The organism is Micromonospora sp. NPDC051543 (assembly GCF_044454415.1).
In the GTDB taxonomy this organism is placed as follows: Bacteria; Actinomycetota; Actinomycetes; order Mycobacteriales; family Micromonosporaceae; genus Micromonospora.
This window is the reverse complement of sequence record NZ_JBITDT010000005.1, coordinates 388525-406618: the sequence shown is the minus strand read 5'-3', so window position 1 is coordinate 406618 and position 18094 is coordinate 388525. Positions and strand designations below refer to the sequence as shown.

Here is an 18094-nt window from a genome sequence, read left to right as displayed (position 1 = left end):
TGAGGTACGACAGCGGCGGTCGACGTCAGTCGTGGACGGGAACCGGTTGGCGCCGCTGGGCCAGGGCCCGGTTGCGCAACCACCGCTTGAACCACGGGAAGTCCGGCAGCCGGGCCAGGATCGGTCCGGTCACCACGGTGATGAGGACGTACGTCGCGGCGAGCGCGGCCAACCGCGGCTCGACGCTGCCGGCCGCGACCGCGAGGCCGGCGATGACGATGGAGAACTCACCCCGGGGTACGAGCGCCAGACCGGCCCGCCAGCGACCGGGTTCGGCGATGCCGACCCGACGGGCCGCCAGGTAGCCGGTGAGCGTCTTCGTGCCCATGGTGACCACGGCCAGCGCGAGCGCCGGCAGCAGCACCGGCGGGATGTCCTGCGGGCTGGTGGTCAGGCCGAAGAAAACGAAGAACACGGCCGCGAACAGGTCCCGCAGTGGCGAGAGCAACTCGGTGGCGTGGTGGGCCACCGGGCCGGAGAGGGCGATGCCGACCAGGAACGCGCCGACGGCCGCCGACACCTGGAGCGACGCCGCGATGCCCGCGATCAGCAACGTCAGGCCGAGTACGCCGAGCAGCAGCGCCTCCGGGTCCTTCGCCGACAGGGCGGACGAGATCAGATGGCCGTACCGGATGGCGACCACCAGCACGATCAGCACCGTGCCCACCGCGACGGTGAGTGCGATCCCGCCGCCGAGCAGGCCGGTGCCGGCCAGTACGGCGGTGACCAGCGGCAGGTAGAGCGCCATCGCCAGGTCCTCGATGACGAGGACCGAGAGGATCACGGGAGTCTCGCGGTTACCGAGCCGACCCAGGTCGGCGAGGACCTTGGCGATCACGCCGGACGAGGAGACCCAGGTGATGCCGCCGAGTACGAGGGCGGCCACCCAGTCCCAGCCGAGCAGCAGGGCGAACCCCGCGCCGGGCAGCGCGTTGAGCACCCCGTCGATCAGACCGGCGGGTGCCGCCGAGCGCAGGTTGCCGACGAGCTCGTTGGCCGAGTACTCCAGGCCGAGCATCACCAGCAGGAGGATCACGCCGATCTCGGCGCCGACCGCGAAGAACTCCTCGCTGGCGTCCAGCGGCAGCAGCCCGCCGTGCCCGAACGCGAGCCCGGCGAGCAGGTAGAGGGGGATGGGAGAGAGGCCGAAGCGACGACTGAGCCGGCTCAGGAGCCCGAGCAGCAGCAGGAGCGCACCGACTTCGATGAGCAGCGTGGTGAAATCGTGCATCCGCCTCAGCCGTCCGGGTCACTGTCGGCGAGGATGGCGGACACACCGTCGAGACCTCTGCGGGTCCCCACGACGACCACCACGTCACCGGCGGCGAAGCGGAACGAGGGGAGCGGCGAGACGATGACCTCGCCGTCGCGCAGCACCGCCACGATGGAGGCGCTGGTGCGGGTACGCGCCTTGGTGTCCGCGAGCGGACGGTTGACGTACCGCGACCCTGCCGGGATGGCGATCTGCTCGGTGAGCAGCCCGGCGGCCTGCTCGCGCAGCCCGGAGAGCTGACCGAGCATGAGCGACGCGCCGAGGATGTCGGCCAGCGCCTCCGCCTCGTCGTCGGTCAGCGGGATGTCCGCCTGGCAGGCGTCGGGATCGTCGGGATCGTAGAGGACAAGATCACGGCGGCCATTGCGGTGGGAGACGACGCCCAGGCGGCGTCCGGACTCCGTCACCAGATCGTGGCGTACCCCGATCCCGGGTAAGGCGGTCTGCTCGACACGTACTCGCACCCGCCAAGGCTACCGCCAAGTGAACAGAACGCAGATCTTGGACGGAGCGACAGGCTGCGGCCTTGATCGACTCGACATCGCCGATATAGGGGTATCCAGGCCAGTGGGATACCCCGACATCAGCGAACTCGTGTCGATCTACTTCGAGGCGGTGACGTAGGTGCCCTTGCCCTGGTGTCCCTCGATCAGGCCCTCCGCCTGCAGGATCAGCAGGGCCGAGCGGACCGGCTCGGCGGACACGCCGTAGTGCTCGGTCATCTCGCGCAACGAGGGCAACTTGTCGCCAGGCGCGTATTCGCCTGAGCTGATCTTGTCGCGGATGTCCTGCGCGATGCGTTGGCGGTCCGAAACTCGGGGCATGGGGCAACTCCTGGTAGGCCCCAAGATCCTCCCATGCCGCCGGCCGGTGGGCCAACACTTCGCGTGCTAAGCATGCTGGGTGATTTCCTTGCAATGCTTAGCATTGTAAGCCGTCGAGGCGGGCAACTCGGAGCGGAACGCCTGGTAGGCAACCGGCTTCCTCGGCCGGGTCGTCCGCGCTGTTGCTGGCACGGTCGTGCGCTCCCCTCGGGCGAACGGCCGTGCCAGCGCTCCACGGCGAGAGAGGACCATCAGCCATGCCTCATCGATTGCGGTGGCGATGACCGGGCGCTTCGTCATCCACCTGCCGATCTCCGCACCGGACCTGGCCCGCGCCAAGATGCTGGGCCGGACCGCTGGTCGGTCGTTGGCGTTCCTGGCCCGGATCGACCTCGGCGGGATCACCGTCTCGACGGAGGACGACCAGGGCGTACGGCACTGGGTCTTCTGCGACCGGCGGTTGGACGGGGGCCGCCGCTGTGTGCTCCGCGCCGACCACGAGACGCCCTGCACCGCCCACCTGCCCCGCCGAGCCTTGATCGACTCGGCTTCCATGAAGTCGCGGCGTCCCGACGGTCCGGACAGCCCGACTTCCTGAAAGCCGAGTCGATCAAGGCCGGGCGAGGTCAGCGGAGGCTGGCGAAGAAGTCGCGGATGTCGTCGACCAGGACGTCGGTCGCCTGGTGGGCGGCGTAGTGGCCGCCGACGTCACCACGTCCCTCGACATCCGTCCCGTAGGCCGTCCAACGGACGATGTTCGCGTGGTCCCGATCGGCGAAGCGGCGGATGGACTGGAAGTCACCGGGGAACATGGCCACCGCGGTGGGCGCCGTGGTCGGCTCGGCCGGCTGCTCGTCGGTGTGCGCGTCCTCCCAGTAGAGACGGATCGCCGAGGCGGCCGTGCCGGTGAACCAGTAGAGGGCCACGTTGGCCAGGACGAAGTCGGCGTCCAGGCTCTCGTCGAAGAGTTGCGCGTTCCAGGCCAGCAGCCCGATGGGCGAGTCGGCCAGCGCGTACGCCAGGGTCTGCGGCTGCTGGCTGTGCACCTGGTTGAAGGAGAACTTGTTCTCGTAGAACCACTGGAGGTGCCCCAGCGCAGCCTGGTCCGCCTCGGAGAGGTCGGCGAACTCGGCCGGGTCGCCGGAAGGGAACGAGAAGAGCTGGGTGACGTGCACGCCGAGCACGTGCTTGCGGTCGATCCGGCCCAGCTCGGGCGAGATCATCGAGCCGGCGTCGTTGCCGACCGCGCCGTAGCTGTCGTACCCCAGGCGGTTCATCAGCTCGGCCCAGGCGCGGGCCGTGCGGTGCCGGTTCCAGCCGGCGCTGCGGGTGGGGCCGGAGAACCCGAAGCCCGGCAGTGCCGGGATGACCACGTGGAAGGCCGGCGCGGTCGGGTCGCTCGGCTCGGTGAGCGGGCCGATGACGTCCAGGTATTCGAGCACCGAGCCCGGCCAGCCGTGGGTGAGCACCAGGGCGGTGGCGTCCGGCCGGGACGACCGGACGTGCAGGAAGTGGATCTGCTCGCCGTCGATCTCGGTCACGAACTGCGGGTGGGCGTTGAGCTGAGCCTCGACCGTTCGCCAGTCGAATCCGTCGCGCCAGCGGTCGGCGAGCGCGCGGACCCGGTCGCCGCTCATCCCGTACCCGTCGCCGACGCCGGGCAGCTCGGCGGGCCAGATCGTGCGGCCCAGGCGGGCGGCCAGATCGTCGAGGGCGGTATGCGGGATCTCGGCGCGGAACGGGCGGATCGCGGTGCCGGTCATCTCGGGCTCCTTCGGAACGGAATGTTTCGTTCTGAAATTACGATAACAGACCGGAACGATCCGTTCCAGTGTTAGTCTCAGGTCATGCCGACGACCTCCCCGAAGCCCCTGGCGGGACGCCGCGCCCAGGCCGCCCGCAACGACGAGGTGATCCTCGAAGCCGCCCGCGCCGTCTTCCTCGACGACCCGAAGGCTCCGATCGCCGCCGTCGCGGACCGCGCCGGCGTCGGGATCAGCGCGCTCTACCGGCGGTACGCGGGCAAGGAGGCCCTGCTGCGCCAGCTCTGCCACGACGGGCTGCGCCGCTACATCGCGGTGGCCGAGGAGGCGCTCGCCGAGCCGGACGACTGGGCCGCGTTCGCCGGGTTCCTGGCCCGGGTCGTCGACGCCGACGTGCACTCGCTCACCGTCCACCTGGCCGGCACCTTCACACCGACCGAGGAGATGGGTCGGGATGCGGTGCGCGCGGGCGAGCTGGCCTCGGCGCTCGTTGATCGGGCGCACGCCAGTGGGCGGCTGCGCGCCGACGTGGTCGTACAGGATCTGGGTCTGGTGTTGGAGGGGTGTGCGGCCGTGCGCGTACCCGACGCGGAGCGCACCCGTGAGCTGCGCCGGCGGCAGCTCGCGGTGCTGCTGGGTGGCCTGTCGACGGTGTCGGAGGCGGGTGAGCTGCCCGGTCCGGCGCCGGCCGCCGGGGAGTTCGACTGGCGGTGGCGACGCCGCGAGTGACGGGCGTCACACGGTAAGGTTGAGTGGAATACGCTCAACTCTGGTTGCGTCCAAGACAGTGGACAACGCCGATCCGGGGGAGCCCATGAACACCGAAAAACTCACCACCAAGAGCCGCGAGACCATCACCGGTGCCGTCTCCCTGGCCAACCAGCGTGGCCACGCGACCGTGGAGCCCTGGCACCTGCTGCTGTCCCTGCTCGACACCGAAGGCTCGACCGCCGCCGGTCTGCTGCGCGCCGTCGGGGCCGACCCCGCCGAGCTGCGCCGGGCCACCGAGCGCGCGGTCGACGCCCTGCCGGCCGCGCGGGGCTCCAGCATCGCCGAGCCCACCCTCGCCCGCGAGTTCGTCAACGCCATCGGGGCCGCCGAGCAGATCGCCCGTCCGCTGGGTGACGAGTACACCTCCACCGAGCACCTGCTCGCCGGCCTGGCCCGCGTGGGCGGCGCGGTGTCGGCGGCGCTCAAGTCGGCCGGCGCCACCGAGGAGGCGCTGATCGCGGCCTTCCCGACCGTCCGGGGCGGGGACCGGCGGGTCACCACAGCCGATCCCGAGCAGACCTACCAGGCGCTCAGCAAGTACGGCGTCGACCTCACCGCCAGCGCCCGTGATGGCAAGATCGACCCGGTCATCGGCCGGGATTCCGAGATCCGCCGGGTCATCCAGGTGCTCTCCCGGCGTACGAAGAACAACCCCGTGCTGATCGGCGAGCCCGGCGTCGGCAAGACGGCCATCGTCGAGGGTCTCGCCCAGCGGATCGTGGCCGGTGACGTGCCCGAGTCGCTGCGCGACAAGAAGCTGGTCTCGCTGGATCTCGGCGCGATGGTCGCCGGGGCGCAGTACCGGGGCCAGTTCGAGGAGCGGCTGAAGTCCGTCCTGGAGGAGATCAAGAACTCCAACGGGCAGGTCATCACGTTCCTCGACGAGTTGCACACCGTCGTCGGCGCCGGCAAGGGCGAGGGCTCGATGGACGCCGGCAACATGCTCAAGCCGATGCTGGCCCGTGGTGAGCTGCGGATGGTCGGCGCCACCACGCTTGACGAGTACCGCGAGCACATCGAGAAGGACCCGGCGTTGGAGCGCCGCTTCCAGCCGGTGCTGGTCGGCGAGCCGACGATCGAGGACACGATCGGCATCCTGCGCGGGCTCAAGGAGCGCTACGAGGTGCACCACGGCGTACGGATCACCGACGCCGCGCTGGTCGCCGCCGCCACGCTCTCCGACCGGTACATCACCGACCGGTTCCTGCCGGACAAGGCGATCGACCTGGTCGACGAGTCCGCGTCCCGGCTCCGGATGGAGATCGACTCCCGGCCGGTCGAGGTGGACGAGATCGAGCGGGCCGTGCGCCGGCTGGAGATCGAGGAAATGGCGCTGGCCAAGGAGCCCGACGCCGCCTCCGCCGAGCGGTTGGCCCGGTTGCGCCAGGAACTGGCCGACAAGCGCGAGCAGCTCACCGTGCTCTCCGAGCGCTGGCAGACCGAGAAGAGCCACATCACCAAGCTCTCCACCGCCAAGGAGGAGTTGGAGCGCCTGGGCGGCGAGGCCGAGCGGGCCGAGCGCGACGGCGAGTTGGAGCGCGCCGCCGAGCTGCGCTACGGGCGGATCCCGGCCCTGAAGGTCGAGCTGACGCAGGCCGAGGAGGAGCTGGCCCGTCTCCAGGCCGACGGCGCGATGCTCAAGGAGGAGGTCGGCTCGGACGACATCGCCGCGGTCGTCGCCTCCTGGACGGGCATCCCGGCGGGCCGGCTGCTGGAGGGCGAGACGGCGAAGTTGCTGCGGATGGAGGAGTCGCTCGGAAGCCGGGTGGTCGGCCAGGCCGAGGCCGTCGGCGCGGTCTCCGACGCCGTACGCCGGGCCCGGGCCGGTGTCGCCGACCCGGACCGCCCGACGGGTAGCTTCCTCTTCCTCGGCCCGACCGGTGTCGGCAAGACCGAGCTGGCCAAGGCGCTCGCCGAGTTCCTCTTCGACGACGAGCGGGCGATGGTCCGCATCGACATGAGCGAGTACGGCGAGAAGCACACCGTCGCCCGCCTCGTCGGCGCCCCACCCGGCTACGTCGGCTACGAGGAGGGCGGCCAGCTCACCGAGGCCGTCCGCCGCCGGCCGTACTCGGTGATCCTGCTGGACGAGGTGGAGAAGGCGCACCCGGACGTCTTCGACGTGCTGCTCCAGGTGCTGGACGACGGTCGGCTCACCGATGGCCAGGGCCGGACGGTCGACTTCCGCAACGCCATCCTGATCCTCACCTCCAACCTCGGGTCGTCGGTGATCAGCGACCTGACGCTGGCCGAGGAGCAGCGCCGCGAGGGCGTCCTCGCCGTGGTCCGGTCGCACTTCAAGCCCGAGTTCCTCAACCGGCTCGACGACATCGTGGTGTTCGCGGCGTTGCGCGGGGACGATCTGCGCTCCATCGTGGACATCCAGCTCGACCGGATGCGACGCCGTCTGGCCGACCGGCGACTCGGCCTGGAGATCACCGAGGCGGCGCGGGGCTGGCTGGCCGAGCACGGGTACGACCCGATCTACGGCGCCCGACCGCTGCGCCGCCTGGTGCAGACCGCCATCGGCGACCAGTTGGCGAAGGCCCTGCTGAGCGGAACGATCAGGGACGGCAACACGGTCAAGGTCGACCTGAACCCGGCCGGAAACGCCCTGACGGTCACCCCCGCCTGAGCCCCGTGATCAAGAGGTTTGCGTCATCGGGACGTCTTCCCATGACGCAAACCTCTTGATCAACAGGGTGAGAGGCGGGCCGGCGGGGAAAGGAGTGGTGCATGTTCGGGATGAGTAGGTGGGAGCGGGACCTTCGGTCGGCGGTCGACGAGTTGATGACCGCCGACACGCTGGCCTTCGGCGGTGTCGGGTTCGCCGGTGAGGTGCTGCCGGTGACCGAGGCGTACCACCGTGTCGAGGCGGCACTCGACGAGCACCCCGAGGAGGTACGACGGCAACTCGACCACCTCCTGGCCGAGGGCTCGCCCGCCGGCCGCGCGTACGCGGCGACGCTGCTGGAACGAGCCGATCCGGCGGCCGCCCAGGCGACCTGGACGTCGCTGCGCGACGACTCCACCGAGTTCACCACCTTCGTCGGCTGCGTCATGGGTCGCTCCACTCTCGGCGACTACGCCACGCAGCGACTCGCGGCGGCCTGACGATCGCCGCCCACCCCCACGCGTTCGGCGGTGCGTCGTGGGTGGCTGAGCTTTCGGTCACGACGCGACTCATTTCGGTGCGCCAGGTTGTTACCGTCTGCGCCGACGTACCTGGGGAGGTGGTCGGGTGGACGGGTCGCTGGCGTCCCTGGTGGGGGCCGTTGTCGTACTCATGACGGTCGTGCTCGTGGCCGTCGTGCGCGCCCGGCGCCGGGCCGCGGCCCGGCCCACCGGCCTCCCGCCGACCCGCCGGCTGGCTCCGGGTGATCGCGTGCGGATCCGCCAGAGGGAGTACGTCGTGAGCGGCACCATCCGACTGGTCGAGGGGGGCTGGACGTGGGTGCAGCACCTCCTCGACGACGCCTCCGGCACACCGCACCGGCTCTCCGTCGAGGGTGACGGTGGTCCCGAGTTGGAGCTCGTGCTCTGGACCGCCGAGCCCGGCGCGACCGTCACCCCCGGCGCTCCTCAGATCGACCTCGGCGGGCGGCGGTACACCTGGACCGAGAGCGGGCAGGCGCGCTACACCTCCACCGGGGAGACCGGCCTGCCGGCGGCGGGGACGATGCGCTACCACGACTACGAGTCGGGCGGGCGTGCCCGGCTCTCCTTCGAGGCGTACGGCGAAGAGGGCTGGCGGGTCGCGCGCGGTGACCTGCTCGATCCGGCCGACCTGGCGATCCGACCCGTCGACGACGCGCGCTGAGCGACCTCGCCGGGCGCGCCGCTCTCGTCACGGCATGCCGCAGTGGCCGGTTGCCGATACGGTGTGGACCCGCTCTAGGAAAGGAGAATCGTGGTCGACTCCCCGAGCACGCCGGCCCGTCAACGGCCCTCCACCGTGACGATTTCCAGCTACCTGCTCTACCTGTTCCTGGCGTGCCAGGTGATCAGTCTCATCATCACCCTCTCCACCATCGGTAAGACCCGGGACGTGCTCCGCGACGCGTACGCGGGCAGCACCGCCGACGGTGCCGACCAGGTGGCGAACTTCTTCTACGCGTTCGGCCTGGGCAGCGCCCTCATCGTGCTCCTGCTGGCGGTCGTGCTGGGCGTGCTGGCGATGTTCAACAACCAGGGCAAGAACGGCGCCCGGATCACCACCTGGATCGTCGGCGGCATCATGGTCTGCTGCACGGGTGGCAGCCTGCTGAGCGGCGCGGCCGGCGGCTTCAACACCGGTGGGAACACCGGCGGTGACATGCCGAGCGCCGAGGAGATCCGGCGTCGTCTCGACGAGGCGCTGCCCGGCTGGGTCACCCCGGTCAGCCTGCTGCTCGGCGTGATCAGCCTGCTCGCGCTGCTGGCGGCACTGATCCTGCTGGCCCTGCCGAAGTCGAACGAGTTCTTCCGCAAGCCCGCCGCCGCATGGGAGCCGCCGACCCCGGGCGCCAGCTACCCGGCCTACCCGCAGGCGTCCGGTCAGCCCGGCTACCCGCAGGCGTCCGGTCAGCCCGGCTACCCGTCGACTCCCGGTCAGCCGTCCAGCGGGGAGCCGGCCTACCCGTCGACGCCCGGCCCGGCGTCCGCCCCGGAGCAGCCGACCGTTCCACCGGCCGACCCGTCCAGCTCGGACCGCCCGGACGACACGCCGCCGACGGACCGACCCGGCACGACCCCGCCGTCGACGAGTTGATCCACGGATAGGCACGACGCCGACGATCCCTCCGAGTAGGTTGCAACCCGACGCCTACCGGAGGGATCCGTCGTGTCGTACCCCGAACCGGCACCGCCCCGCCGGCCCGCCGTGGTCCCGGTGGCCACGGCCGTGCTGTTGCTGATGACGGTCGGCGCGCTCGCGTACGCCGCCGTCGACCTGGCGGTGCTGGGACGGACGGTGGACGCGTTCCGCGCCGCGGCGCGGGACACCTCGGCCAGCCCGCAGCAGATCGACGGCCTGGTTGCCCTGCTGCGCGCGTCGGCGGCGCTGACCGCGGTGGTGGCCGCGCTGGCCGCGCTCGTGCTCGCCGGACTGGCCCTCGGACTGTTGACGGGTCGACGGGGCGTACGCGTGGCCACCTGGGTGGTCTGCGGGCTCGGCCTGCTCTCGGCCTGTTGCAGCGTGGCGGTGCTCGTCGGCGAACGCGCCGCGCCGCTACGGCTGGGGGCGGACGAGCGGGCCACCGCCGAGCTGTTGGGCCTGATTGCGGACGCGTACCCGTCCTGGTGGATTCCGCTCAATGCCGGGCTTTCCGTCGGGCAGGCCCTCGGTTACCTTGTGGTAGCCGCGCTGCTGGCCCTGCCGGCGGCGAACGCCTGGTTCGGTCGACACCGCCGCACGGCACCGACCGCGCCGTCCGCGTTCCCGCCCGCGTCGCACCAACCCCCGCAGGCGCCGGCCACGCCCCCGTACCCGCCCAGGTGAGGACCGCCCGTGACGCTCGAATCCACGACCGCCGAGCGACGGGCCCTGATCACCGGTGCCACCGCCGGCATCGGCGCGGCGTTCGCCCGGCGCCTGGCGGCCGACGGCTGGCACCTGGTGCTGGTCGCCCGGGACGCGGATCGACTGGCGGCGATGGCCACGGAGCTGGGCGGCCGACACGGTCACGACGTCCAGACGCTGCCGGCGGACCTGTCCACCGATGACGGCTGCGCCACCGTCGAACAGCGGCTGGCGTCCGACAGCCCCGTTCACCTCCTGGTCAACAACGCCGGCATCAGCCTGAACAAGCCGTTCCTGCGCTCCACAGCGGAGGACGAGGCGCGGCTGCTCCGCCTCAATGTGCACGCCGTCATGCGATTGACACTGGCGGCGCTACGTCCGATGACCGAACGGCGCGACGGGGCAGTGATAAATGTCTCTTCGGTCGCTGGGTTCGGCGCGGTGATGCCCGGATCGACCTACTCGGCCAGCAAGGCATGGGTCACCAATTTCAGTGAGTCCGTGGGCCAGTCGGCACGCCCTTTCGGCGTCCGGGTGATGGCTCTGTGCCCCGGCTACACCCGTACCGAATTCCACCAGCGGGCCGGCATCAACATGTCCAAGACGCCGAACTGGATGTGGCTGCGAGCCGAGGACGTCGTCGAAGAGGCCCTGCGTGACCTGCGCAAAGGCAAGTTGGTGAGTGTTCCGGCGTGGAAGTACAAGGTGGCCGTCGCCGGTCTGCGGCACGCGCCGCGCCGGCTGCTGGAGGTGGTCTCCCGCGACACCCGCGGTCGGATCGGTCGCGAGGAACGCTGACCCCCCGGCGCGTCGTCGCGCCGGAGACGCCGCCGTCGGTCGTTGGCGCACCGCGACCGAGCCGGTTGCTGAGCGTAGTCGTACATCGCCAGTCATCGGTGTCTCACCGCCCTGATTCGCCAGGCCCGTCCACACGGCGTTCAGAGTTGCGCAGTAACCTCTATCGCCATGGGGGACCACGACGACCTGCGCAAATTCATTACCGACCTGGCTGTGGTCCACGGACGGGTCACGTTGTCATCGGGGCGTGAGGCCGACTGGTACGTCGATCTGCGACGCGTCACGCTCCATCACCAGGCCGCTCCGTTGGTCGGTAAGGCGCTGCTCGACCTCACCGCCGACTGGGAGTACGACGCGGTCGGTGGCCTCACCCTGGGCGCGGACCCTGTCGCGCTCTCGATGCTGCACGCCGCCGCTGGAACCGGCCGCGCCCTGGACGCCTTTGTGGTGCGAAAGGCGGGCAAGGCCCACGGTCTGCAGCGACGGATCGAGGGACCGGAGGTGGCCGGCCGCCGGGTGTTGGCGGTGGAGGACACGTCCACAACGGGCGGAAGTGTGTTGACCGCCGTCGAGGCTCTTCGCGAGGCCGGAGCCGAAGTCGTGGGCGTGGCGGTTATTGTTGATCGAGGCGCCGGCGACGCGGTGCGAGCCGCCGGATTGCCGTACCGGGCGGCCTATACGTTGGCTGACCTCGGCCTTGTGGCGTAAAAGTCTGCCGATTCGTATCTGCTGATATGCAGGCGGATCGATGCTGCTGGTGGAAGGATGGAATACGTGGGAACTGCGTTGGCCGAAATGACTATGCCTCAGATCTCGCCGCTTGCCGGTGAGCCGATCGAACGTGCCGATGCCGAGCGTCTCGCGGGGGTCCTCAAGGCCCTTGCGGATCCCGCCCGGTTGCGGCTGCTCAGCCTGATCCAGTCGGCCCCCGAGGGCGAGGCGTGCGTCTGTGACCTGACCGCGCCGCTCGGCCTCTCTCAGCCGACGGTCAGTCACCACCTGCGTATCCTCACCGAGGCCGGCTTGCTGGAGCGGGAGAAGCGCGGTGTCTGGGCGTACTACCGGCTGGTCCCGAGCGCGATCGCGACGATCGCCGACCTGCTGACCCCGCCGCGTAAGCGGGCCACCAAGAAGGCCCGCTGACGTAAGGCGCTGCGCACCGTCTCGTACCCGGGGCGGTGTCCGGTGGCGAACCAGGGGTGGCGCCACCGGTAGCTGATACCTGCTCGTCCCCGGCCGCACCGCCGGAGGCCGGGTCCGACATGCCGACGGCCGACCCCCGCACCAGGGGGCCGGCCGTCGTCGTATCTCAGGTCAGCGCTCTTGACCGTGCCCGTACCCGCGACGGTCGTGCGGGTTCTCGTCGTGGTCGAACTTCTCGCGCACCGCGTCGACGGCGCCCGCGGCGCTCGCCGCCGCGACGACCGCGACCGCCTCGCCACGCTTGCGCGCCCGCCGGTCGCGAAGGAACTCGAAGAAGATCGGCAGCACCGAGATCAGGACGATCAGTGCGACCACCGGCAGGATGTAGTGGTCGATCTTGTCGCCGATCGCCTTGTAGATCCGGTCGGCCAGCAGGTAGCCGATCAGCAGGATGCCGTCCACCCAGAGCACCCCGCCGACGATGTTCCACAGCAGGAACTGCCGAGCCGGCATGCCCAGCGCCCCGGCGACCGGGTTGAGGAACGTCCGCACGATCGGAATGAAGCGCGCCAGCACCACGGCCTTGGCCGGGCCGAACTTCTGGAAGTAGTACTCGGCCTTCTCCACGTACTCCTTCTTGAAGAGCCGCGAGTTGGGCCGCTCGAACATCCGTCGGCCGTACCGCGCACCGAGCCAGTGCCCCAACTGCGCGCCGATGATCGCGCAGATCGGTCCCCCGATCAGCAGACCGACCAGCGAGAGCCGGGTGCCGTCGCCGAAGATGGCGTCCGCCACCGGCGAGGCGGCCACGCCGGCGAGAAACAGCAGCGAGTCGCCGGGGAAGAAGAAGCCCACCAGCAGGCCGGTCTCGGCGAAGAGGATCACCCAGACGCCGACCAGCCCGAAGGTCTGCAAGAGGTCCTTGGGATCGAGCGGGTTCAGGGCGACGCTCTCCGTGAGAGCGCGGGTCTTCTCAGCTGTGTCCACGGCCACAAAGGGTACCGAAGCCCGCAGTCCGGGCCGCGCCGGACCGGTGCTCACCACCCGGTTGCCGGATACGACGGTGCCCCGCCGACCAGCGTGGTCGACGGGGCACCGGTACTGCCGGGGTGGATCAGGCGACGAAGCGGGTCCGGCGGCGCTTGGCCACCAGGTAGCCGCCGACGCCCGCGGCGAGCAGCAGCGCGCCCAGGCCGGCGAGCAGGCCGGTCGACTGACCGGTGATCGGCAGCGAGCCACCGTCACCGCCACCTTCGCCACCACCATTGTCGCCACCGCCCGAGGCGGGGTTGATCACGATCGTCGCGGTGTTGTTTCCCTTGTTCGGGTCACCGGCGAGCACGGTGGTGATAGCACCCGAAGCGTTCGCGGTGACCTTGTCGATCCGAAGTCGGAACTCGTACGCGGTCACGTCGTCCGGCCAGGTCTCGAGGCTCAGGCACGCGTACTCCTTCGCGCCCGGCTCACCCCAGGCCGCGTCCCACGGGTCCCACGCGGTGCCGGGCTTGAACGGCACGCAGTTGGGGTCAACCTCTACCGCCGTGGTGCCGGCCGGGATGGTCACGCGAACCGGCAGGTCCTCCATCCCGAGGTCCGGCGTGCCCTGGCCGATGTACTCCAGCACCGCCGGCCCCAGGTTGGTGAAGCTCGGCGTGACGGTGACCACGTCGCCCTTCTTGCCACTTGCGGTCGCGCCCTTGGCCGCGAGGTCAGCCGAAGTGTTGCCGGTTACCCGAACGCTCCCGATGGTGACGTCGTTCGACACGTCGACGTCGGTCTGCGGCACCCGTGCTGCCTGCATCGACTGCTCGACCAGGCGGAGCTTGTCGCCCTTGCCGGGCTTGAAGTCCTCCATGGGCGTGTCCTTGAACGCCAGGTCCCAGTCGTCCGGGGTCCACCAAACCAGCGCCAATGAGAAGGTGGCACGGGTGCGTGCCTTCGCGCTCACCTTGATCGGCATGCCGTTCGAGAGCTTGTACGACTTGCCCGGCTCGATCTTCGTGTCGAACGCGCAGAAGGCGATCATGCCCCACTCGTCCGACCTGCAGTTCGAGTGGTCGCCACCGTAGGCGGCGAGTTCCTGGGCCTGCACCACGAGAACAGCGCCGTCGATGGCGGTCTCGCCGTTGTTACGAACGACACCCGGCAGTTCCGCCGTGGTGCCCGGGGCGCCGCTGGCCCCGACGGTCGGATCGCCCGCCAGGTCGACGCCCTCGGCGATGGTGACGCCTGCCGTCGCCTTGGCGGTCTTGCCGCCGGAGGTGATGCTGACGGCCAGGGAGCCCTGCTGCCCCGGCTTCGCGTCCTCCTTAGCCGTGACCATGTAGTCGAACCACGGCGGCAGGCCGTCCTCGGTTTCGCTCTCGCAGTGCAGCTTCATCGGCGATACGTCGCAGGTCCAGCCCCACATCGGCTCCACGATGGCGAAGTCCGCGACTGCGGAGAGGTCGACGTCCACCGAGGTCTGCCCGAACGTCGGCTCGGACTCGTCATCGGTCGGCCGGGCGTAGAGGTAGCCGGACGTGGAATGACCCGGTGCCACGAGCACGTCATGCGTGGCGATATCGAAACGGGCCTCGTCGGCGAGGGCCGGGCTGGCGGAGGCGGCGACGAACGCGCCTGCGACGCCCAGCCCGGCGAGCCAACGCCGGGTGGAGTGCGTGAGCATGAGGGGGATTCCTCCAGTAGGGGGATTCAGGTGCAGCCCGTGGATCTTAAGGAACCGCTAAGGTTCCGCGTCGCCCCTGATCACCGCCCGGCGAGCAGGACGAACCGAAAGGTTGACCACCGCCACCGCAATGTTCCGCACGTCCGCTCCCGTCATCTGAGGCAGGACCCCGGGAGGTGCAGTGACGTACGAGGAGTTCGCGGACACGCGACTTGCCCCGCTGCTGCGGTACGCGGTGATGCTCACCGGTGATCCGCACCAGGCGCAGGATCTGGTGCAGGAGACGATGGTCCGGGTCCAGCTGAACTGGCGGCGGGTCGCCCGCGCGGACTCGCCCGAGCGGTACGTGCGCCGCATGCTCACCAACCAGTACGTCGACTGGAAGCGCGGCTCGTGGATGCGTCGGGTGCTGCTGCGCGGGGAGCCCGACGAGTCCCTGCCGGCGGCCGCGGACCACGCCCAGTCCGCCGTGGACCGGGACCAGATCTGGACCTGGCTGTCCCGGCTACCGCGCCGGCAGCGCGCCACCCTGGTGCTGCGCTACTACGAGGATCTGCCCGACGCCGAGATCGCCGACATCCTCGGCTGTGCCGTCGGGACCGTCCGTTCGTCCATCTCCCGGGCCCTCGCGACGCTCCGGGCCGAGTACGTGGAGGTTCACTCATGATCGAGGATGACCTGCGTGCCGCCTTCGCCCGGCACGAGCCGCTGACCCCGCCGACCGGCCCGCTGCGCGCGGCGATCGACCGCCTGACCATCCGCCGTCGCCGTCGGCGTCGCCGCTGGCAGGCCGGTGGTGTCGCGTTGGCCCTGCTCGGGGTGCTGGGGCTCGGGGTCCCGCTGCTGACTCCCGAGCGCGCGGGGCCGCCGCCGGCCGCCGAGCTGCTCGGTGAATCTGCTCGGCCGGTGCCAACCGGCGCTCTGAACATCCTGCTGCTCGGCCTCGACGGTGACGGGCCGGCGGCGACGCGGGCCGACGCGGTGCTGTTGGTGCACATCCCGGCCGACCGTAGTCGCCCCTACCTGGTGTCACTGCCACGTGACCTGGGGGTGTCGATCCCGGGCCACGGCACCGACAAGCTGAGCGCCGCCTTCCCGGCCGGCGTCGGGTCGACCCGGCCGGAGATGACCAAAGGGTACGAGTTGACCCGGCGCACGGTGACCGAGCTGACCGGGGTACGAGTGGATGCCGGTCTGGTGCTGACGTACCGCGCTGTGAGCGCGCTGACCGACGCCGTGGGCGGTGTGCCGGTCTGCCTGAGCGACCGGGTGCGTTCCGTTCACACCCGGCGGGTGTTCCCGGCCGGGTGCCAACGCCTCGACGGCGCCGCGTCGGTCGACCTGCTCCGCCAGCGCTACGGTCTGCCCTGGGGCAGCCAGGATCGGGACCGCAACGCCCGTCTCTTCGCCGCCGGTCTCGTCCGCCAGGCCACCGACCAGGGCGTACTCACCGATCCGGTACGCCTCGCCAGACTGCTGACCACTGTCGGCCCGGACCTCGTCGTGTCACCCGACCGGGCGGCCGTGCTGGACCTGCTGCGGCTAGCCGCCACGCTGCGATCGGTCGAGCCGGTCGGGATCGGCCTGCCGATCGTCGGGCCGAGCGCGAGGGGCAACTCCATGCGTGCCGACCCGACGTTCGTGCCGGATCTCCTGAAGGCGCTGCGGGAGGACCGGCTCGGCGACTGGGCGGCCCGCCATCCAAAGCTGGTCGACCGCACCCGGTGACTGAGTGAAGAGCGACGGCACCCCGCCGCCCAGGGAGAGGACGGCGGGGTGCCGGTCAGGCGGGGCAGGTCAGGCGACGAAGTGGCTGCTGCGACGTCGGGCGAGCAGGTACGCGCCGAGGCCGGCGGCGAGCAGCAGGCCGCCGATGCCGGCGAGCAGGCTCGTGGGGGTGCCGGTGATGGGCAGCGAACCACCACCACCGCTGCCTCCGTCACCGTCACCGCTGCCGCCGCCCTGGCCCGGGTTGACCAGGATCGTGGCCCGGTCGTTGGCCGGCTTGATGTCGCCCCTGAAGCCCCCGCCGGCGGGACACTCACACGGCGCGTTGACCCACACCGTGCCCTTGGCGTTGGGGACGACCTTGTCGATACGCAGCCGGAAGTTCACGGTGTAGGTTTTGCCGGCCACCAGCAGCATCTCCGAGGCGCACTGGTACGTCCGGGTGCCCGGTCGCAGTTGACAGCCGACGGGAACCTCGACGGCCGTGGTGCCGGGTGGCAGCTCGACGAGCGTGTGGGTGGCGGCCTCCCATTCCTCGCTCACGTTGTCGAGCGTCGCCGGGCCGTTGTTCCGGAAACCGACGGTCGCCGTGACGACGGTGCCGGCCCCGCCCTTGAGCGTGGCGCCGATCGCCGCGAGGTCGGTGCCGTTCTTGCCGGTGACCTTGATGATCCAGCCGGTGTAGTCGTATCCCGGGCCGACGTCGGTCTGGTCGGCCTGCCGCATCCCGCTGGGTGCCGTGGTCAGGGTCAGCTTCGGGCCGCTGCCACGCGCGCCCTCTCGGGCGCCAACGGCTTCGCGAACCCGGGTCAGGTCCTCGAAGTCGGCAACGGTCATGAACTGGGCATAGCCGGACAGGTTGCTCGGGGCGTAGGTGTCCCTGGCGAGTTCGAGGTTCAGCGTGCCGGTGAGCCCTCCGCCCACCGGGATCTCCTCGTCGAACTGGCAGGAGATCAGGTGGTCGTCGGAGTAGAGGCAGTTGCTGAACCGATCCTTGGTCCGGATCGCGTACGCAAGGTCGAAGACCGCGACGAATCCGGTGATGGTCTTGTCGCCGACGTTGGACACGGCCAGCGGCACCGAAACCTTCCCGCCCGGCTTCGAGGAGTGGTAGGTGAACGGCCCGCCGGCCAGGTCGACGCCCTCGCCGATGCGGACCCGTGAGGTGTAGCTGCCCTGCCGCCCGCCCGCCGCCGCGAAGCTGACCACGACGTCGCCGGAGTCGCCGACCTGCGCGTTCTGGGTGGCGGTCAGGGCCACCCGTTTGGTAACGCCTCGGTAGATCCCGCTGCCGAGCGGCGGCAACTCGTTCAGGGTGACGCCGAAGGACTCCGGGCAGACGAGAACGCCCGGCTCCGGTGTGGTGCACTCCTGCTGGTCAAAGGGGGCAATGGTGATCTTGTTGGCCAGTGAGCGGTAGTCGTACCGCACGGAGACGTCGCTGAGGCTCGTCGCCTCGTCGGCGTACAGAAACAGGCTTCTGACCTTCTCCGAGCCGACGGCCAGGGTGGAGTCCTGGAAGTACGGCTCGATCGTTGCCGCAGCGACGGCGGGGGTTGCCGAGGCGGCGATCAACGCGCCTGCGGCACCCAGCCCCGCCAGCCAGCGGATCGAATGCTTGAGCAT

Annotated in this window: 19 protein-coding genes; 12 read left to right on the top strand and 7 right to left on the bottom strand. The window is 70.5% G+C overall.

Going from position 1 to position 18094, the window contains the following annotated elements; translation table 11 throughout:
* Nucleotides 1–25 precede the first annotated feature (25 nt).
* From ACIA3K_RS12045 to ACIA3K_RS12035, 3 genes are all read right to left on the bottom strand, one after another.
* Nucleotides 26–1231: a cation:proton antiporter gene (locus ACIA3K_RS12045; RefSeq protein WP_396800773.1), complete on the bottom strand. Its 1206-nt coding sequence runs from the start codon at nucleotides 1229–1231 to the stop codon at nucleotides 26–28.
* Nucleotides 1232–1236: 5 nt separating this feature from the next.
* Nucleotides 1237–1737, bottom strand: coding sequence for a TrkA C-terminal domain-containing protein (locus ACIA3K_RS12040; RefSeq protein WP_355048462.1), 501 nt, complete (start codon nucleotides 1735–1737; stop codon nucleotides 1237–1239).
* A gap of 138 nt (nucleotides 1738–1875) precedes the next feature.
* Nucleotides 1876–2097: a winged helix-turn-helix domain-containing protein gene (locus ACIA3K_RS12035; RefSeq protein ID WP_396800771.1), complete on the bottom strand. Its 222-nt coding sequence runs from the start codon at nucleotides 2095–2097 to the stop codon at nucleotides 1876–1878.
* A 280-nt stretch (nucleotides 2098–2377) separates the two neighbouring features.
* Here ACIA3K_RS12035 and ACIA3K_RS12030 point away from each other — a divergent pair, with 280 nt between their 5' ends.
* A complete protein-coding gene (locus ACIA3K_RS12030; protein ID WP_396800770.1) occupies nucleotides 2378–2695 on the top strand; it encodes a hypothetical protein in 318 nt (105 codons plus the stop codon).
* Between the two features lie 28 nt (nucleotides 2696–2723).
* Here ACIA3K_RS12030 and ACIA3K_RS12025 read toward each other — a convergent pair whose 3' ends face one another.
* Nucleotides 2724–3860: an epoxide hydrolase family protein gene (locus tag ACIA3K_RS12025; protein WP_396800768.1), complete on the bottom strand. Its 1137-nt coding sequence runs from the start codon at nucleotides 3858–3860 to the stop codon at nucleotides 2724–2726.
* A gap of 84 nt (nucleotides 3861–3944) precedes the next feature.
* Between ACIA3K_RS12025 and ACIA3K_RS12020 the strand changes: the two genes are divergently transcribed.
* The 9 genes from ACIA3K_RS12020 to ACIA3K_RS11980 all read left to right on the top strand — a co-directional run bounded on the left by ACIA3K_RS12020 (nucleotide 3945) and on the right by ACIA3K_RS11980 (nucleotide 12072).
* Nucleotides 3945–4589: a TetR/AcrR family transcriptional regulator gene (locus ACIA3K_RS12020; RefSeq protein ID WP_396800766.1), complete on the top strand. Its 645-nt coding sequence runs from the start codon at nucleotides 3945–3947 to the stop codon at nucleotides 4587–4589.
* Nucleotides 4590–4674: 85 nt separating this feature from the next.
* Nucleotides 4675–7266, top strand: a complete 2592-nt coding sequence (clpB, locus tag ACIA3K_RS12015) for an ATP-dependent chaperone ClpB (protein ID WP_396800764.1) — start codon at nucleotides 4675–4677, stop codon at nucleotides 7264–7266.
* 101 nt (nucleotides 7267–7367) lie between these two features.
* Nucleotides 7368–7745, top strand: coding sequence for a hypothetical protein (locus ACIA3K_RS12010; RefSeq protein ID WP_396800762.1), 378 nt, complete (start codon nucleotides 7368–7370; stop codon nucleotides 7743–7745).
* Between the two features lie 127 nt (nucleotides 7746–7872).
* Entirely contained in the window at nucleotides 7873–8451 is a 579-nt protein-coding gene (locus ACIA3K_RS12005; RefSeq protein WP_396800761.1) for a DUF4178 domain-containing protein, read from the top strand.
* A 90-nt stretch (nucleotides 8452–8541) separates the two neighbouring features.
* Entirely contained in the window at nucleotides 8542–9381 is an 840-nt protein-coding gene (locus tag ACIA3K_RS12000) for a hypothetical protein (protein ID WP_396800759.1), read from the top strand.
* Between the two features lie 72 nt (nucleotides 9382–9453).
* Nucleotides 9454–10110 carry a hypothetical protein gene (locus tag ACIA3K_RS11995; RefSeq protein WP_396800757.1) on the top strand — a complete coding sequence of 219 codons (657 nt, stop codon included), beginning with the start codon at nucleotides 9454–9456 and terminating at the stop codon, nucleotides 10108–10110.
* A 9-nt stretch (nucleotides 10111–10119) separates the two neighbouring features.
* Nucleotides 10120–10929 carry an SDR family NAD(P)-dependent oxidoreductase gene (locus ACIA3K_RS11990; protein ID WP_396800755.1) on the top strand — a complete coding sequence of 270 codons (810 nt, stop codon included), beginning with the start codon at nucleotides 10120–10122 and terminating at the stop codon, nucleotides 10927–10929.
* A 168-nt stretch (nucleotides 10930–11097) separates the two neighbouring features.
* The gene (gene pyrE, locus ACIA3K_RS11985) at nucleotides 11098–11637 is read left to right on the top strand and encodes an orotate phosphoribosyltransferase (protein ID WP_355048453.1); all 540 of its coding nucleotides are present in this window, start codon (nucleotides 11098–11100) and stop codon (nucleotides 11635–11637) included.
* A 57-nt stretch (nucleotides 11638–11694) separates the two neighbouring features.
* Entirely contained in the window at nucleotides 11695–12072 is a 378-nt protein-coding gene (locus ACIA3K_RS11980; protein WP_007454255.1) for a helix-turn-helix transcriptional regulator, read from the top strand.
* 171 nt (nucleotides 12073–12243) lie between these two features.
* On the opposite strand, the gene ACIA3K_RS11975 is transcribed toward ACIA3K_RS11980, so the two are convergent.
* Together ACIA3K_RS11975 and ACIA3K_RS11970 are read right to left on the bottom strand one after the other, a co-directional pair.
* On the bottom strand, nucleotides 12244–13065 hold the full coding sequence (locus tag ACIA3K_RS11975; RefSeq protein WP_396800754.1) for a DedA family protein: 822 nt from the start codon (nucleotides 13063–13065) through the stop codon (nucleotides 12244–12246).
* A 121-nt stretch (nucleotides 13066–13186) separates the two neighbouring features.
* Complete coding sequence (locus tag ACIA3K_RS11970; RefSeq protein ID WP_396800752.1) at nucleotides 13187–14740, bottom strand: LPXTG cell wall anchor domain-containing protein; 1554 nt, start codon at nucleotides 14738–14740, stop codon at nucleotides 13187–13189.
* 181 nt (nucleotides 14741–14921) lie between these two features.
* Between ACIA3K_RS11970 and ACIA3K_RS11965 the strand changes: the two genes are divergently transcribed.
* Nucleotides 14922–15407: a SigE family RNA polymerase sigma factor gene (locus ACIA3K_RS11965; protein ID WP_396800751.1), complete on the top strand. Its 486-nt coding sequence runs from the start codon at nucleotides 14922–14924 to the stop codon at nucleotides 15405–15407.
* Nucleotides 15404–16468, top strand: a complete 1065-nt coding sequence (locus ACIA3K_RS11960; protein ID WP_396800750.1) for an LCP family protein — start codon at nucleotides 15404–15406, stop codon at nucleotides 16466–16468. The genes ACIA3K_RS11965 and ACIA3K_RS11960 overlap by 4 nt, the downstream gene beginning before the upstream one ends.
* 69 nt (nucleotides 16469–16537) lie before the next feature.
* On the opposite strand, the gene ACIA3K_RS11955 is transcribed toward ACIA3K_RS11960, so the two are convergent.
* The gene (locus ACIA3K_RS11955; protein WP_396800749.1) at nucleotides 16538–18094 is read right to left on the bottom strand and encodes an LPXTG cell wall anchor domain-containing protein; all 1557 of its coding nucleotides are present in this window, start codon (nucleotides 18092–18094) and stop codon (nucleotides 16538–16540) included.

Excerpts from the sequence above, each read along its gene's own strand:
- ACIA3K_RS11970 (WP_396800752.1), bottom strand. The coding sequence starts at position 14,740 with ATGCTCACGCACTCCACCCGGCGTTGGCTCGCCGGGCTGGGCGTCGCA.
- ACIA3K_RS12025 (WP_396800768.1), bottom strand. The coding sequence starts at position 3,860 with ATGACCGGCACCGCGATCCGCCCGTTCCGCGCCGAGATCCCGCATACC.
- ACIA3K_RS12020 (WP_396800766.1), top strand. The coding sequence starts at position 3,945 with ATGCCGACGACCTCCCCGAAGCCCCTGGCGGGACGCCGCGCCCAGGCC.
- ACIA3K_RS12030 (WP_396800770.1), top strand. The coding sequence starts at position 2,378 with ATGACCGGGCGCTTCGTCATCCACCTGCCGATCTCCGCACCGGACCTG.
- ACIA3K_RS11980 (WP_007454255.1), top strand. The coding sequence starts at position 11,695 with ATGGAATACGTGGGAACTGCGTTGGCCGAAATGACTATGCCTCAGATC.
- ACIA3K_RS12010 (WP_396800762.1), top strand. The coding sequence starts at position 7,368 with ATGTTCGGGATGAGTAGGTGGGAGCGGGACCTTCGGTCGGCGGTCGAC.
- ACIA3K_RS11960 (WP_396800750.1), top strand. The coding sequence starts at position 15,404 with ATGATCGAGGATGACCTGCGTGCCGCCTTCGCCCGGCACGAGCCGCTG.
- ACIA3K_RS12035 (WP_396800771.1), bottom strand. The coding sequence starts at position 2,097 with ATGCCCCGAGTTTCGGACCGCCAACGCATCGCGCAGGACATCCGCGAC.
- ACIA3K_RS12045 (WP_396800773.1), bottom strand. The coding sequence starts at position 1,231 with ATGCACGATTTCACCACGCTGCTCATCGAAGTCGGTGCGCTCCTGCTG.
- ACIA3K_RS11955 (WP_396800749.1), bottom strand. The coding sequence starts at position 18,094 with ATGCTCAAGCATTCGATCCGCTGGCTGGCGGGGCTGGGTGCCGCAGGC.
- pyrE (WP_355048453.1), top strand. The coding sequence starts at position 11,098 with ATGGGGGACCACGACGACCTGCGCAAATTCATTACCGACCTGGCTGTG.
- clpB (WP_396800764.1), top strand. The coding sequence starts at position 4,675 with ATGAACACCGAAAAACTCACCACCAAGAGCCGCGAGACCATCACCGGT.